The sequence below is a fragment of the Streptomyces sp. NPDC090045 genome, assembly GCF_044747975.1.
GTDB lineage: Bacteria > Actinomycetota > Actinomycetes > Streptomycetales > Streptomycetaceae > Streptomyces.
Genome location: NZ_JBIVFA010000003.1, coordinates 215,778 through 229,403 on the forward strand (window position 1 = coordinate 215,778; position 13,626 = coordinate 229,403).

Sequence of the window (13,626 nt, forward strand, 5' to 3'; positions counted from 1 at the left end):
GGGTGGGGGATCCTGACGGGGGCGCGAGTCAGCCGCGGCCGGTGCCGCCTTCGCGGACGGGGGTGAAGTCCAGGGACAGGGCCGCGGGACCGCGGGTGTACAGGCCCGTTTCCCGGTAGTGGAAGCCGGGGCTGTAGCGGACCTGGTCCAGCAGGGGCAGCAGCATCGCCGCGACCGTTTCGAGCTCGGCGCGCGCGAAGGCGGCGCCGACGCACTGGTGCAGGCCGGTGCCGAAGGCGAGGTGCTGGGCGGCGGCGGTGAAGGAGCGGGCGGTGCCCAGGTCGGGGCGGTCGATGTCGAAGGTGTCGGGTGCGGTGAAGGCCTCGGGATCGCGGTTGGCCGGGCCGATCATGCAGAAGACGGTGGCGCCGGCCGGGACGGTGGTACCGGCGAACACGGCTTCCCGCTGCGCGAGTCGGGGGATGAGCTGGACGGGCGGGGTGTAGCGCAGGGTCTCGGCGATCGCGGCGGGCAGCAGCGCCGGGTCCCGGCGCACCCGGGCCATCTGCTCCGGGTGGTCGATCAGGTGCTTGAAGAGGAGGGCGAGCGTCTTGTCCGCGGGCTCGGTCGCGGCGACGAGAACGTTGACGATGAGCGCGGTGACCTCGCCGTTGCTCATGGTGGTGCCGTCGAACTCGGCCGTGCACAGCTTCGACACCAGGTCCTCGCCCGGGTGGCGGCGCCGATGCTCGATGACCGGGACGAGGTAGGCCTCCAACTGCTCGGCGCAGTCCAGGCAGTGCCGGCGGCGCTCGGGAGTGAGGGCGATGCCGGTGATGAACTCGGCGACCCCGCTGTGCCATTCGGCCACCTGCCGCCAGTCCTCCTTGTCCAGACCGAGGACGTCGAGCGTCATCTGTACGGCGAAGGGCTTGCCGAAGTCGTTGACGAGGTCCACCCGCCCCCGGGCGAGGAAGGGGGCGATGAGGTCGGCGGCGTTGGCGTGGACGGCGCGCGTGTGGTCCTGCAGGGCCGCTCCCGTGAAGGCGCGGACGAAGGTCTTGCGCTTGGCGGTGTGCTCGGCGCCGGTCATCTGGGCGAGGACCGGACCGCGCATCACCGGCTGGGCGCGCACCTGGAGCGTCTCGGTGGTGAACGCCTCGTGGTTGGTGAGCACCCGCTTCACGTCCTGGAAGCGGGAGAGGAAGTAGCTGTCGATCGACGGCTCGTAGTGCACCGGGGCGTGCTCCCTCAGCCATGCGAAGGAGCGGTGGGGGGCGGCGGCGAAGTCCTCGGACAGGATGCTGAAGCCGGAGCCGACCATGGGCATGACACAGAACCTCTCGAACTGGGGGAAAGGGCCAGCGACGGGGAGCAGGGGGCGGGTGTGACGTCAGTGGCGAACGGGAGCTGGCCCATCAGAAGTTCAAGACGAGAGAGCGCTCTCATCGGTTGTCTCGGAAGGAGCGCGACTCGGACCGGATTCAGGACACCGGCCTACGGGGTCTGCGCCGGGGCGAGCTGCGTGAGGACCAGCAGGGTGTCGACGAGGTCCTCGGCGGGGGCGCCGGTGGCCAGGCGGCGCAGCTGCTGGCCGAAGACCAGGGCGACGGCCGCGCCCGCCAGGCGGGCGGGGTCCGGTACGCCGAGGTGGGTGAGGACCCGCGTGGCCAGCAGGTCGTAGGCGGCGAAGCACTCGGCCGCCGCGGCGCGCAGCCGTTCGTCGCGGCCCGCCTGGACGTACAGCTCGAAGGGTGCGATGTGGCGGCTGTCGAAGGCGTTGCCGCCCGCGACCTGCGCCACCACCTCGGCCGCCTGACCGATGTCGAAGCGCTCGTCGGAGCACGCGTCGGCGAGCTCCGTGAAGTGCCGGGTCTCCTCGGCCACGAAGTGCAGCAGGCTCTCGCGCAGCAACGCGTGCTGGGTGGCGAAGTGGTAGGTGACGGAACCGAGGGAGACCCCGGCCTCCTTGGCGATCCGCCGGTTGGTGACGGCGGCGATGCCGTCCTGCCCGATGATCCGCAGTACGGCGTCGATGATGCTCTGGCGGGTGTCGGAGGCATGGGGCATGTCGACATTCTGCCCCATCGGGCGGCACGACGGCCCGGCCGGGCAAGGGGAGTTGGGGCATCCGGGGTGTGGACAGGGCGCGGGCCGATCCCTACTGTTCGTTCGAACGAACAGTCAAAGGTCGCCGTACGGGAGTCGTCGTGGACATATCCGGATCGAACGTTCTGCTCACCGGGGCCAACGGAGGCATCGGCTCCGCCCTGGCCGGGCGCCTGACCGCACAGGGGGCCCGGCTCACGGTCACCGGCCGGCGGGAGGAAGCCCTCAAGGCCACCGCGGACGCCTGCGGCGCCCGTACCGTGGTCGCCGATCTGGCCGTCCGCTCCGACGTGGTCCGGCTCGCCGAGACCTGCGCCGAGGCGGACATCCTCGTCGCGAACGCCGCACTCCCCGCCAGCGGCGACCTCCTGGACTACACCGAGGACCAGCTCGACCGCGCCCTCGACGTCAACCTCCGCGCGCCCGTCCTGCTGTCCCGCCTGCTCGCGGAGCGCATGGTGGCCCGCCGCCGCGGCCACATCGTGCTGGTCGGCTCCATTTCCGGCAAGGCCGCGACCAAGTCGACCTCCCTCTACAACGCGACGAAGTTCGGACTGCGCGGATTCGCCCTCGCCCTGCGCCAGGAACTCCGGGGTACGGGGGTGGGCGTCTCCCTCGTCCAGCCCGGCTTCGTCCGCGACGCCGGGATGTTCGCGGCCACCGGCGCCACCCCGCCGAACGGCATCAGGACCGTGACGCCCGGCCAGGTCGCCGACGGCGTCGTACGAGCCGTACGCCGCGACCGGTGCGAGGTCAACGTGGCGCCGCTGGAGCTGCGGCTGCTGAGCGCCATCGCCGGGCAGTTCCCCGGATTCGCCGAACGGGTCCAGGCCCGGGCGGACGTCGACGGCTCCGTACGCCAGATCGTCGACGCCCAGCGCTCGCGCCGCTAGCAACGCCCCGACCAGGAGCGCTCAGCTGTCGGGCAGCGCGTACAAGTCGCTCACGAGGGCGCCGCGCAGGCGCTTCGCGCGGATCGCCCTCATCCCCGCGTGCAAGGCCGACGTGCCCTCCCGGTAGCCGTCCTCGATCGGCAGGTAGTAGGCGACGTTGAAGTACGCGAAGGGGGCCGGGCACGACGGGTCGGTGCCCACGGCCCGCAGCCAGGTGGTGGCGCCGAAGTGGTAGTACAGCCCGAACGCGACCATCCGGTGGCCGTCGTAGGCGGCGGTCACCCGGGCCCGGTCGCCCATGGCCCCGGCCTGGCGTTCCAGCAGGCCGGTCATCAGGGCCGCGCTGTCGGACGCGTGCCCGTGGGACTGCTGGAGGCCGGCCAGCAGCCGTCCCGCGTCCCGGAAGCAGTCGCCCAGCGGCAGCTGCCGCACGCGCAGGCCGGCGGAGTGGAACTCCAGGCGTTCGCGGCGGACCGCGAGCCGCCGCTTCTTCGGCAGAGAGGCCAGGTAGTCGTCGAATCCCGTACCCGGCAGCGGGATCAGCGCGTCCTCCTCCACCGGCCGGGGCGCCGCGGCGTACAGCGGTGCGAGCAGCGCGGCGGCCGGCTCCGTCAGGTACGGCCACCAGTGGGTGGTGCCGTGTTCCGCCGCGTACCCACGGGCCGCGTCGCGCAGCAGGGCCAGGCAGGCGGCCCGGCGGTCCGCGGGCAGGGACGGGTCCTATCCGCCGCGCTCCACCTACCGCCCCCTGGAGGAAGGCGTCTGGAACACGCGGGACATCTGGGCCAGGGACCTCGAGGCGTACCAGGTCCCCGAACTCAATCTCTACCTCCACGTGCCCTTCTGTCGCTACAAATGCGGCTTCTGCAACCTCTACACCGTCATCTCCACCGACGAGGACCTCTACGACGCCTACACCGCGGCCCTCTGCACCCAGATCCGCGACCACGCCGAGGTCATCCAGGCGCGCCGGCTGCGCACCATCTACATCGGCGGCGGCACCCCGGCCCTGCTGTCGACGCGTCACTTCGAGCAGATCTTCCGGACCATCGGCGAGGTCTACCCCAACTGGCGGTCCACGGTCGAGGAGGTCGCCGTCGAGGCCACCCCCGACTCGATCGTCGCCGACCCCGACGGCTTCAGCAGGCTCCTCGACCTCGGCCTGACCCGCGCCAACATCGGCATCCAGTCGCTGGAGCCCAAGGAGATCCGCGAGGCCGGCCGCGGACAGGCCGGCGAGGACGTCATCAGGCAGGCCATCGCCATCGTCCAGGAACGCGGACTGCCCGACCTCTCCACCGACCTGATCATGGGCTTCGCCGGGCAGACCCCGGAGACCTGGCGCCGCTCCGTCGACGAACTGGCCCGCCTCGGCCCCACCACCATCTCCACCTACTTCCTGACCGTCCGCCCCGACGCCTGGTTCTCCCGGACCGGCGCCTACCAGTACATGTGGAAGCCGGAGCTGTACGAGCGCTACGACTACGCCCGGCAGGTGTTCACCGACCACGGCTACGTCCAGGAAGGATCCGTCCGCTACAAGAAGCCCGGCCGCGGCGGCTACGTCCAGAAGGTCCTCACCTTTCACGGCGTGCCCCTGCTCGGCCTCGGCGTCGGTGCCCGTTCCTACACCTCCGTACTCGACTACATGACCGGCAGCGTCAAGCCGTCCCTGTCCGAGGTCTCCGACTACATCACCAAGGCCCGGGAGCACCGGCTGACGCCCACCACGGGCTTCGTGCTCACCCCGGAGGAGATCGTCCGCAAGCGGCTGGTCCTCGACACCTTCGACCTGGACCTCTCCGAGCTGGACCGCTTCGGCCTCGACGCCATCGCCGGCGAGGTGGACGCGGTGCTCGACGCCGCCGAGTCCAACGGACTGATCCACCGGGTCGGGCCGCGCCGCGTCCAGCTCACCCCCAAGGGCTTCAAGTACCGCGACGTCCTCTCCTGGATGTTCTACTCCGACCACGTCAAGGGGCTGGACCGCGAGTACTACGAAGGCCTCCACCACGCCAACGCGCGCGCCCGCAAGAACATGGGCACCCCGGTCCGCATCACCGGCGTCACGACCGCCCGGGAGAGCGCGTGACGGACCGCACCGCGGACCCGAACGACGGCGTTGATCTGTACCTCGCGGCGGGCGGCGGCGGAGACCCGGTCGGCACGACGATCACGGCATCGGCCCTCACCGGGGCCGCCGCCGGCGCCCCCGGTACGGCCGGCGCCCGCCCCCTGGTCGCCACCTACGCCTGGGAGCGCCCGGAGGTCGACCCGACCCCCGGCCCCCTGGGCGCGGCCGACTTCACCGGCCCGGCCCCGCAGGGCCCACCGTACGGCGGCACCCTCCTGCTGACCCCGGCGTCGCGGCCCGTCCCGCCCGCCGGATCCACCCTGCCGCGCCTGGCCGGGGACCTCCCCGCCCGGCTGCTGCTGCTGGACCCCTGCCGGGGCCTGGCGGCGATGGCCGCGCAGATCCGCCGGCTGGCCGACACCGTCGGCGCACGGCACGTCCGGATCGTCGACATGGGCGGTGACGTCCTCGCGCACGGAGACGAGGAGACCCTGTGCAGCCCCCTGGTGGACGCGCTGGCGGTGGCCGCGTGCACGATGGCCGGCGTCGACGCCTCGGTGTACGTCGCCGGCCCGGGCACCGACGGGGAGATCCCCCAGCAGGTGCTCCTGGACCGGCTCGCGGGCGCCCACCACCTCACCCCGACCGCGGAGGACGCCGACACCGCCGCCAGGGCGCTGGCCTGGCACCCCTCGGAGGCGTCGGCGCTCTTCGCCGCCGCCGTGCACGGCGTACGCGGCACGGTGCGCACGGTGGGACGGCTGATCCCGCTCACCGACGCCTCCGCCCGCGTCTACCGGCTGGGCCTGGACGAGGCACTGGCCCTCAACACGGTGGCCCGCCACCTCCTCGACGCCCGCCCGGACACCCTGGACGAGGCGGCCGACCTGGCGGCCCGGCTGACCGGCATCCACGAACTGGAACGCGAGCGCAACCCACCCGCCGAGCCCCCGCGGCCCCCCGTCGCGGCGCCCGGCCCGCACCGCACCGCCGGCGAGACGATGGCCCTGATCCGCGAGCGGGCCCCGGAGGCCACCCACGCCACGTACCGGTTCGCCGCCCGCGCCCTGGGCCTCGACTGGCACCACATCCCCGCCCTGCGCACCCTGCTCGGTGCGGACACCCCGCTGCTCACCCTCCGCTGACCGGGCGGCCGAGGGGCACCTCGCCTTCCGGGGGTGTCCCTTCGGCCGCGGGTGTGCGGGGTGCGAAGCGGACCGGGGCCTGGAAGCGGGCCTTTCGGGCGGCGCGGCGGAAGACCGTGAGGACGGCCGGGCCGGCCAGGCAGATGCAGACGAAGTTGGTGACGGCCCGGCCGGTGTCCCAGCCGAGGGAGGTGGCCAGGTCGAAGGCGAGGTAGCGCTGGAACTGCTCGGTGAAGGGGAGGCCGGGCAGGTAGGCGAGGGAACTGTTCGGGTCGAGGGAGAACGGCCAGAAGGAGAGGTTGAGGAGGAAGCCGAAGAGGTAGCCGGAGACCGAGCCGTAGACGGCGAGGAGGGCGACCTCGCGGCGGCCCGCGGCCTTCGGGAGGAAACCGGCGAGCATGCCGACGAAGGCGCAGCCGAACATCTGGTACGGCATCCAGGGGCCGACTCCGCCCGTGATGAGGGCGGAGGCGAAGAGCGAGGTGCAGCCGAGAGTGAAGCCGAAGCCCGGGCCGTAGACCCGGCCGGCCAGGACGAGGATGAAGAAGACCGTCTCGATGCCGGCGGTGCCCGCGCCCAGCGGGCGGATGGCGGCGTTGACGGCCGACAGGACGCCCAGCATCGCCAGGGCCTTGGAGTTGATGCCGCCTTCCGCGATCTCGGAGATCACCACGCACAGGACGATGACGAGGAGGACGCCGAAGATCAGCGGTGGCGCGTAGTTCGAGCCGAACTTGCCGGGAGCGACGAGGAACGGCCAGAAGAACGCGACGACCCCGAGGAACGCGGCCATGCCGATGACGATCCCGGCCCGGGCGCGGATCCGGATGGCCGTGGTGGTGTACGTGCTCACGCGTCCGGGTCCGTTCCGTCGGCGGGCAGTACGGCGGCCAGCTGGTCCACGGTGAGGAAGGGCAGCGGGGCGAGGATCTTCGCCGTCTGGGGGGCGAAGACGGGAGAGGCGACGATGACCTCGGCGGTGGGGCCGTCGGCGACGACGTCGCCCTCGGCCATGACCACGACGCGGTCGGCGGCCCGCGCGACGAACTCCACGTCGTGCGTGGAGATCACCACGGCGCGGCCCTCTGCGGCCAGGCCGTCGACGATGCGGATCAGTTCGCCCTTGGCGCGGTAGTCGAGCCCGCGGGTGGGCTCGTCCAGCAGCAGCACCCGGGGGGCGGCGGTCAGCTGGATCGCGAGGACGAGGGCGAGCTTCTGGCCCTCGGACAGGTCGCGGGGGTGGGTGGTGCCGGGGATGCCGGGCGCCAGCCGGTCCAGGATGGTACGGGCCCGGATCCCGTCCGCACCGACACCGGACTCGGCGTCGGCCTGGTCGAGTTCCTGCTTGACGGATTCGAGGTAGAGCAGGTCGGTGGGGGTCTGCGGGACGAGGCCGACCAGCTGCCGGGCCTCGGAGGCGGAGAGCTTCTGCGGATCCCGCGGCTTCGGGGCGCCGGGGGCCCCGACCGCCACGGAGCCGGCCTTGCGCGGGCCGGAGCCCTGCAGCGCCCACAGGAGGGAGGACTTGCCGGACCCGTTGCGGCCCATCAGCGCGGTGATCTCGCCGCCGTGCAGGGAGAGGCCGACCTCGCGGACGGCCGGCACGCCGTGGTAGGTGACGGTGACGCCGCGCGCGGTGAGGAGCTCCGTACGGTCGGCGGCGGGAGCGGGCCGTACCGGCGGGGGAGTGGTGCCCGCCAGCCGGGTGCGGAGGGGGGCTGCGGCCCGGCGGGCGTCGCGGATCGAGAGGGGCAGCGGGGTCCAGCCCGCGGCCCGGCCCAGTTCCACGATGGGCGGCGCGATGGACGAGGTACGGAAGATCTCGGCGGGCGTACCGGAGACGACGCGGCCGTCGCCCGGGAGGTGGATGACGCGGTCGGCGTACTGGACCACGCGCTCCAGGCGGTGTTCGGCGAGCAGGACCGTGACGCCGAGGTCGTGGACCAGGCGGGTGACGGCGGCCAGGACCTCCTCGGCGGCCGTCGGGTCCAGGGCCGAGGTCGGCTCGTCCAGGACGAGCACCCGCGGATGCGCGGTGAGCACGGAGCCGATGGCGACGCGCTGCTGCTGGCCGCCGGAGAGCTCGTGCAGGGCGCGGTGGCGCAGGTCGGCCAGACCGAGCAGGTCGAGGGTCTCCTCCACCCGCTTGCGCATGGTGGCCGGCGGAACCGCCAACTGCTCCATCGCGTAGGCGAGTTCCTCCTCGACGGTGTCGGTGACGAACCCGTCGAGCGGGTCCTGGCCCACCACGCCCACCACGTCGGCGAGTTCACGGGGCGGATGGGCGGCCGTGTCACGGCCGTCCACGAGGACATGACCGGAGAGGGTGCCGCCGGTGAAGTGCGGCACCAGGCCGTTCACCGCACCGAGCAAGGTGGACTTGCCGACGCCGGTGTGGCCGACCACCAGGCAGAGCTCGCCCTCCTCCACGGTCAGGTCCACGTCGCTCAGGACCGGTTCGGCCGTGTCCTCGTACTGGACGGTGACCTGGTCGAAGGTGATCACTTGGGTTCCTCGGTGCGCTGGGCGGGGACGGCCGGCTTGACGGGTGGGGCGGGGGGCGGGGCCAGGAAGCCGGCCGCGCCCGCCAGCAGGATCGCGGCGGCGGGAACGAGCGGCAGCGTCGGCCAACTGAGCGGATAGATCGAGGGGTTGAGCTCGGCCGCGTTGAAGCCGACATGGGTGAAGAGCAGGACGGCGGACAGGACGCCGCAGCCGGCGACGGCCCATTCGGCGAACTGCCAGGGGTCGGGCCGGTAGGTGGTCCGGGTGATGCGGCGGCCGCCGAGCCGCAGGCCCGCGAAGCACAGCAGGGCGCCCGCGCCCATGGCCGGCAGCCCGAGCAGCTTCGGCGCGGTGGCGTCGAGGAGCCCGTACGCCCCGGCGCACAGCCCGCACATGCCGAGCAGCATCAGGGCGCCGGTCAGGCGGCGGGAGCGGCGGGTGGCGGTGCCGGCCCGGCCGTAGCCGCGCGAGTCCATGGCGGCGGCCAGCCGCAGTGAGCGCTCGAGGGCGTCCTCGAGCACGGGGACGACGATCCCGCGCAGGGCACGGAGCCCCTTCGAGCGGCCGGCCCGCAGCCGCCTGGCCCGGTGCACGCGCTGCACGCTCTGGACGAGCTGCGGGGCCACGCTGATGGAGACGGTGACGGCGACGCCCAGTTCGTAGAGGGCGCCGGGCAGGACCCGCAGGGCCCGTTTGGGGTTGGCCAGGGTGTTGGCCGCGCCGATGCAGCACAGCATGCAGGCCAGCCGCAGCCCGTCGGTGGCGGCGGACAGCAGCGCCTCCAGGGAGACGGGACCGCCGAGCTGGATGCCCGCGTACCAGTCGGGGGTGGGGATGTGGGGGAGGGAGAAGAGGAAGTGGTCCCGCGGGGTGATGCCCGTGGCGAAGACGGCGCGGAAGACCACGCGGATCGCCACCACGCTCAACGCCAGGTACAGGTAGTACTTGAAGCCCCGCGCCCAGGGCGCCTCGGTGCGCCGCATGGTGATCACGTAGCCGAGCACGGCCAGGACGAGGAACAGCAGCAGCGGGTTGTTGGTGCGGCTCACCGCCGTGGCCAGGGCCAGGGCCCAGATCCACCAGGCGACCGGGTGCAGGGTGCGGGGCAGACGGCGGCCGCCCGCGTCAGGCGCGAGGCCGGACGCGGGCGGCCTGGCCGCGGCCGTGGTGGTGCGTGACACGCCGCTACTCCGTACGGCGGCGGCGCTTGGCCGCGAACACGGCGGCGGTGCCGATCAGCAGCACCAGCGCTCCGGTGACGACGGCGGGCAGGTACGAGCCCGCGTCGTGGGCGGCGTCGGCGGCGGGCGCCGCCTCGACCACCTCGGGACCGGGGGCGGGCGCGGCCACCGGACCGCCGGACGACGCCGACGCGGAAGGCGTCGGGGAGGCGCTCTCGGTGGGGCTCGCCGACGCCGAGGCCGAGGGGCTGGGCGGCGGCGCCGTCGTCGCGGGAGGCGTCGAGCCGGCCGGGGCCGGATTCTCCGGCCTGGGACCGGTGTTGACGTTCGGCGGCAGCGGCGCCGCCGTACGGGTGTCCTTGGGCGCGGGCCCGCCCGTCGGCTGCGCGTTCTTGGCGCGCAGCTGGTCCGGGGTGACGCTCGGCTTGCCCTCGGTGCCCTCGATGTTCGTGCCGCCGAAGATCCACAGGTCGACGCTGCCCGGCTTGGGCTTGTAGAGCATGGCGCCGAGCTGGCTGTACTCCCACGTGTTCTGGCCCGGATTGGCATGCCAGTACGACCAGTACGCGGAGGCCGGCGGGGTCAGGACGCAGTCGTCCTGCTGCGGCGTCGGGAACTGCTTGCCGCCCTGGAAACCGCTGTAGCCGATGCGGCAGATGAACGCCGGGCCGTCGTGGCCGGTGCCGGTCGTGGCCCAGCCGCCCTGGTTGAGCAGCTCGTAGCCGGTGGTGGGGGTCGTACCGCAGGAGCGGTAGACCGGACCGCCCCAGCGGCTGAAGTCCACGGCGAGGACGACGCCCGAGGAGGTGGTGCACTGGCCCATGGGCTGCGGGGCGGCCCCGGCCGGGGCCGCCGTGGCGGCGAACGCCGCCACCGTCAGCCCCAGCGCGGCAGCGGTACGGGCGAGGGCCCGCAGTGCGCGGTTGAAGCTCATGCTCCACTTCCCGTCCGGCGACGGCGCTTCGCGGCGCGGGTGATGCCCCAGCCGCCGACGGTCAACACCAGTGCGGCGGCGGCGAGCGTGCCGACTTGGGCGCCCGTGGAGGCGAGGGGACCGCTGCCCGCGCCGGAGCCGCCGGCAGAACCCGTGCCGCCGGCGGAACCCGCGCCGCCGTCGCTCTCGCCCGGCGTCACGATGACGGGCGAGCCGTTGCCGCCGGAGGTCCCTCCGGAGGTACCTCCGGACGTGCTGGGGACGGGCTCGGGGGTGGTGCCGCTGAGGTCGCGGGCCAGGAGGCCGAAGGAGATGCCGGTGGCGCCGCCGACCGCCTGGGTGGACGCGCGGAGGTCGGAACCGGGCTGGCCGCCCTTGGCGACGTTGAAGCCGCCGTCGCCGTTCTGCTGGCTCGCCAGGAACTTACGGGCCTTGGCGATCTGGGCGCCGTACTTGGGCGCGTCCAGCGAGAGCCCCTGGACGGCGAGGGCGGCGGAGTTGACGGAGTTCCCGGAGGCGCCCTGGAATCCGCCGTCCTCCTTCTGCTGCGCCGCGAGCCAGGCCAGCGCCTTGTCCACGGAAGCCTGCGAGGCGGCGTCGGGCAGCAGGTCGATGGTCATGGCCGCCATGGCGGTGGAGTCGACCTCGGTCGTGCTGGGCTCGCCGATCAGGCTGACCCAGCCGCCGGAGGGGTCCTGGAGGCTCTTGAGGTACGCGATCGGCTCGGCTGCGGCGGCCGTCTCGCCGGCGCGGACCTGCGCCATGACGCCGAGCGACTGCTTGAAGACGGAGGTGGCGTAGGCGTAGTTGCCCTTGGCCGCGCACTCCTGGCGGGTCGAGGTCTTGGCCTGACAGGTGATCTTGGCGAGTGCGGCGATCAGGTCCTGTCCCCCGAAGTTGCGGGGGTCGCGGCCCACGGCCTCGGCGAGCACGGCGGTCTTGCCGATGGAGCCGCCGCTCGCGTACTTCGTGCCGATGAGGGTCCAGTCGTGGATGCCGCGCTTCTGGCCGTCCTTGCCGCCCTTGTCCATGAAGTCGACGATGTTGCGCAGGGCGGTGTTGTTCCCGCCGGTGGCGGCGAGGGCGTACGCGCCGTCGATGGTCAGGCCGTAGTCGGCGAAGCCCGAGCCGGGCTGGCTCTCGTAGAAACGGCCCTGGACCAGCCGGGACGGGGCGGTCAGGTACGCGATGCCCTTCTTCGTGTCGGGCCCCTCACCGGCCGGCGGCGTGGTCGGGGTCGGGGGTTCGGCCGGCTTGGCGGTCAGGGTGACGAGATCGCTGCCGGCGCCCGCGATCGCGGCGGTCGCGGTGGGGTACAGCCTTGGTTCGGTGTCGTCCTCCGCGAAGCCGAATCCGCCCTTCGGGAGCTGGCGCTTGGAGAGCCAGGAGACGCCGGCGTCGGCGAACGCCTCGTCGCCGAGGGCACGCAGTGCCTGCGCGGCCCAGGCGGTGGCAGCCGGGTTGCCGGTGGTCTCGTAGGAGACGGCGGGCCACGCACCGGCCGCCAGCTGGGACCTCTTCAGGTAGCCGCGCGCCTTCTGGAGCACCGGTTCGTGTCCGCCGGCCCGTTCCAGGGCCAGGGCGATCAGGCCGGTGGCGCCGGCCTCGCTCTCGCACCCACCCTCGGTTCCGGGCCGGATGAGGACGCTGGTGAATCCGCCGTCCTCGCACTGGAGGACGGTCAGCCGGGCCACGGAGCCGGCCGGGGGCGTCACACCGGCATTGACCAGGGCGATGACGGCCATGGCCTGGGCGTCGGCCTGTCCCGTCGTACGGAAGTCGCCCTTGGTGAGGCAGCCTTCGATCGTCTCGCCGTCGCCGATGTCGCGCGGGCAGGCGTACTTGACGAGGTCGCCGAGCAGGTCGTGCCCACCGAACGCGCGCGGGTCCTTGCCGGTGGCCTCGGCGACCAGCGCGAGCCGGGCCGCGGCGGTGGCGTCCGGGATGCCGTCCTTGCCGGCCGGGTAGGCGTAGGCGTCGGTCTGTGCGGGCGTGGCGAGGAAGTCGGCGATCTTCTTCGCCACCGGGCTCTTGCGGTCGGCCGCCGTGAGGGCGAACACGGCCTCCGTGCTGAGGAAATGGTTCGGGGTGGTGGAGCCTTCGTCGACGACGCGGTCCCCCTCCGCCAGTATCCCGGTGACCCAGCGGGTGGCCGCGGGTACGTCGACCGAACCGGCGGGCACCTTGGGCGGGGCCGTCGGCACGGTCGGGTCGGGGGTGGTGAACCCCCGGACGTCGTCGGGGGTGAAGGACGGCTTGCCCTTGGTGCCGGCGATGTCGGTACCGCCGTAGACCCAGGCCTCCACATCGCCGGCCTTCGGCGTCCGGGCCATGGCACCCAGCTCGCTGTAGGACCACTTCCGCTGCCCGGGCGAAGCGGTCCAGTACGACCAGTAGGCCGTGGCCTGCGGCGTGAGGACGCAGTTCTCCTTGTCCGGCGTGGGGTACTGCGTACCGGTGCCCTTGCCTATGCGGCAGATGAAGGCCGGGCCGTCGTGGACGGTGCCCTCCGTCGTGAAGCCGCCGGTCTGCAGCAGCTCGTAGCCGGTCGTCGGCGTGGTGTCGCAGCCGCGTTCGACCTTGCCGCCGAAGGGACCGAAGTCGACCACGACGATGGCACCCTTGGTGGCCGTGCACTGCTCGATCGGGTCGGCATGGGCGGACGGGGGAACCGTGAGGAAGGCCGCTCCCGCACCGAGCGTCAGGAAGGCCGCGGTCACGAGGGAAAGCGAGCGCCGCCTCGTCCCCGACTGCCGTTTCGCCTGTTGTTCGGTCCCCACCGCGGCCCCTCGTCTCTGCCGGGCGGCTGCGTACGTGGCGATGCACCCCCGCACGGCCCTGTGGC

11 protein-coding genes are annotated in these 13,626 nt (G+C 73.1%); 3 read left to right on the forward strand and 8 right to left on the reverse strand.

Features of this window, described 5'->3' with window-relative positions; genetic code table 11:
- Positions 1–28 precede the first annotated feature (28 nt).
- Together ACIPYQ_RS09950 and ACIPYQ_RS09955 are read right to left on the reverse strand one after the other, a co-directional pair.
- Entirely contained in the window at positions 29–1,270 is a 1,242-nt protein-coding gene (locus tag ACIPYQ_RS09950) for a cytochrome P450, cyclodipeptide synthase-associated (RefSeq protein ID WP_401248213.1), read from the reverse strand.
- A gap of 167 nt (positions 1,271–1,437) precedes the next feature.
- Positions 1,438–2,010 carry a TetR/AcrR family transcriptional regulator gene (locus ACIPYQ_RS09955; RefSeq protein ID WP_401248216.1) on the reverse strand — a complete coding sequence of 191 codons (573 nt, stop codon included), beginning with the start codon at positions 2,008–2,010 and terminating at the stop codon, positions 1,438–1,440.
- A 140-nt stretch (positions 2,011–2,150) separates the two neighbouring features.
- Between ACIPYQ_RS09955 and ACIPYQ_RS09960 the strand changes: the two genes are divergently transcribed.
- Entirely contained in the window at positions 2,151–2,942 is a 792-nt protein-coding gene (locus ACIPYQ_RS09960) for an SDR family NAD(P)-dependent oxidoreductase (protein WP_401248219.1), read from the forward strand.
- A gap of 21 nt (positions 2,943–2,963) precedes the next feature.
- Here ACIPYQ_RS09960 and ACIPYQ_RS09965 read toward each other — a convergent pair whose 3' ends face one another.
- Positions 2,964–3,500, reverse strand: a complete 537-nt coding sequence (locus ACIPYQ_RS09965; protein ID WP_401248221.1) for a peptidogalycan biosysnthesis protein — start codon at positions 3,498–3,500, stop codon at positions 2,964–2,966.
- Between the two features lie 76 nt (positions 3,501–3,576).
- Between ACIPYQ_RS09965 and ACIPYQ_RS09970 the strand changes: the two genes are divergently transcribed.
- Positions 3,577–5,034: a coproporphyrinogen-III oxidase family protein gene (locus ACIPYQ_RS09970; RefSeq protein ID WP_401248224.1), complete on the forward strand. Its 1,458-nt coding sequence runs from the start codon at positions 3,577–3,579 to the stop codon at positions 5,032–5,034.
- Entirely contained in the window at positions 5,031–6,161 is a 1,131-nt protein-coding gene (locus ACIPYQ_RS09975; RefSeq protein WP_401248227.1) for a DUF1152 domain-containing protein, read from the forward strand. Before ACIPYQ_RS09970 ends, ACIPYQ_RS09975 begins: the two co-directional genes overlap by 4 nt.
- Here the strand turns inward: ACIPYQ_RS09975 and ACIPYQ_RS09980 are convergent.
- From ACIPYQ_RS09980 to ACIPYQ_RS10000, 5 genes are read right to left on the reverse strand one after another with little or no spacing between them, the layout of a single operon-like run.
- Positions 6,148–6,954, reverse strand: a complete 807-nt coding sequence (locus ACIPYQ_RS09980) for an ECF transporter S component (protein WP_401249330.1) — start codon at positions 6,952–6,954, stop codon at positions 6,148–6,150. The genes ACIPYQ_RS09975 and ACIPYQ_RS09980 overlap by 14 nt on opposite strands.
- Positions 6,955–7,010: 56 nt before the next feature.
- Entirely contained in the window at positions 7,011–8,666 is a 1,656-nt protein-coding gene (locus tag ACIPYQ_RS09985) for an ABC transporter ATP-binding protein (RefSeq protein ID WP_401248230.1), read from the reverse strand.
- Positions 8,663–9,847 (reverse strand): energy-coupling factor transporter transmembrane component T, encoded by a 1,185-nt coding sequence (locus ACIPYQ_RS09990; protein ID WP_401248233.1) that lies wholly within the window; start codon positions 9,845–9,847, stop codon positions 8,663–8,665. The genes ACIPYQ_RS09985 and ACIPYQ_RS09990 overlap by 4 nt, the downstream gene beginning before the upstream one ends.
- Before the next feature lie 4 nt (positions 9,848–9,851).
- Positions 9,852–10,781 carry a hypothetical protein gene (locus tag ACIPYQ_RS09995; RefSeq protein ID WP_401248236.1) on the reverse strand — a complete coding sequence of 310 codons (930 nt, stop codon included), beginning with the start codon at positions 10,779–10,781 and terminating at the stop codon, positions 9,852–9,854.
- Positions 10,778–13,561, reverse strand: coding sequence for a prenyltransferase/squalene oxidase repeat-containing protein (locus ACIPYQ_RS10000; RefSeq protein WP_401248239.1), 2,784 nt, complete (start codon positions 13,559–13,561; stop codon positions 10,778–10,780). The genes ACIPYQ_RS09995 and ACIPYQ_RS10000 overlap by 4 nt, the downstream gene beginning before the upstream one ends.
- Between the last annotated feature and the right edge of the window lie 65 nt (positions 13,562–13,626).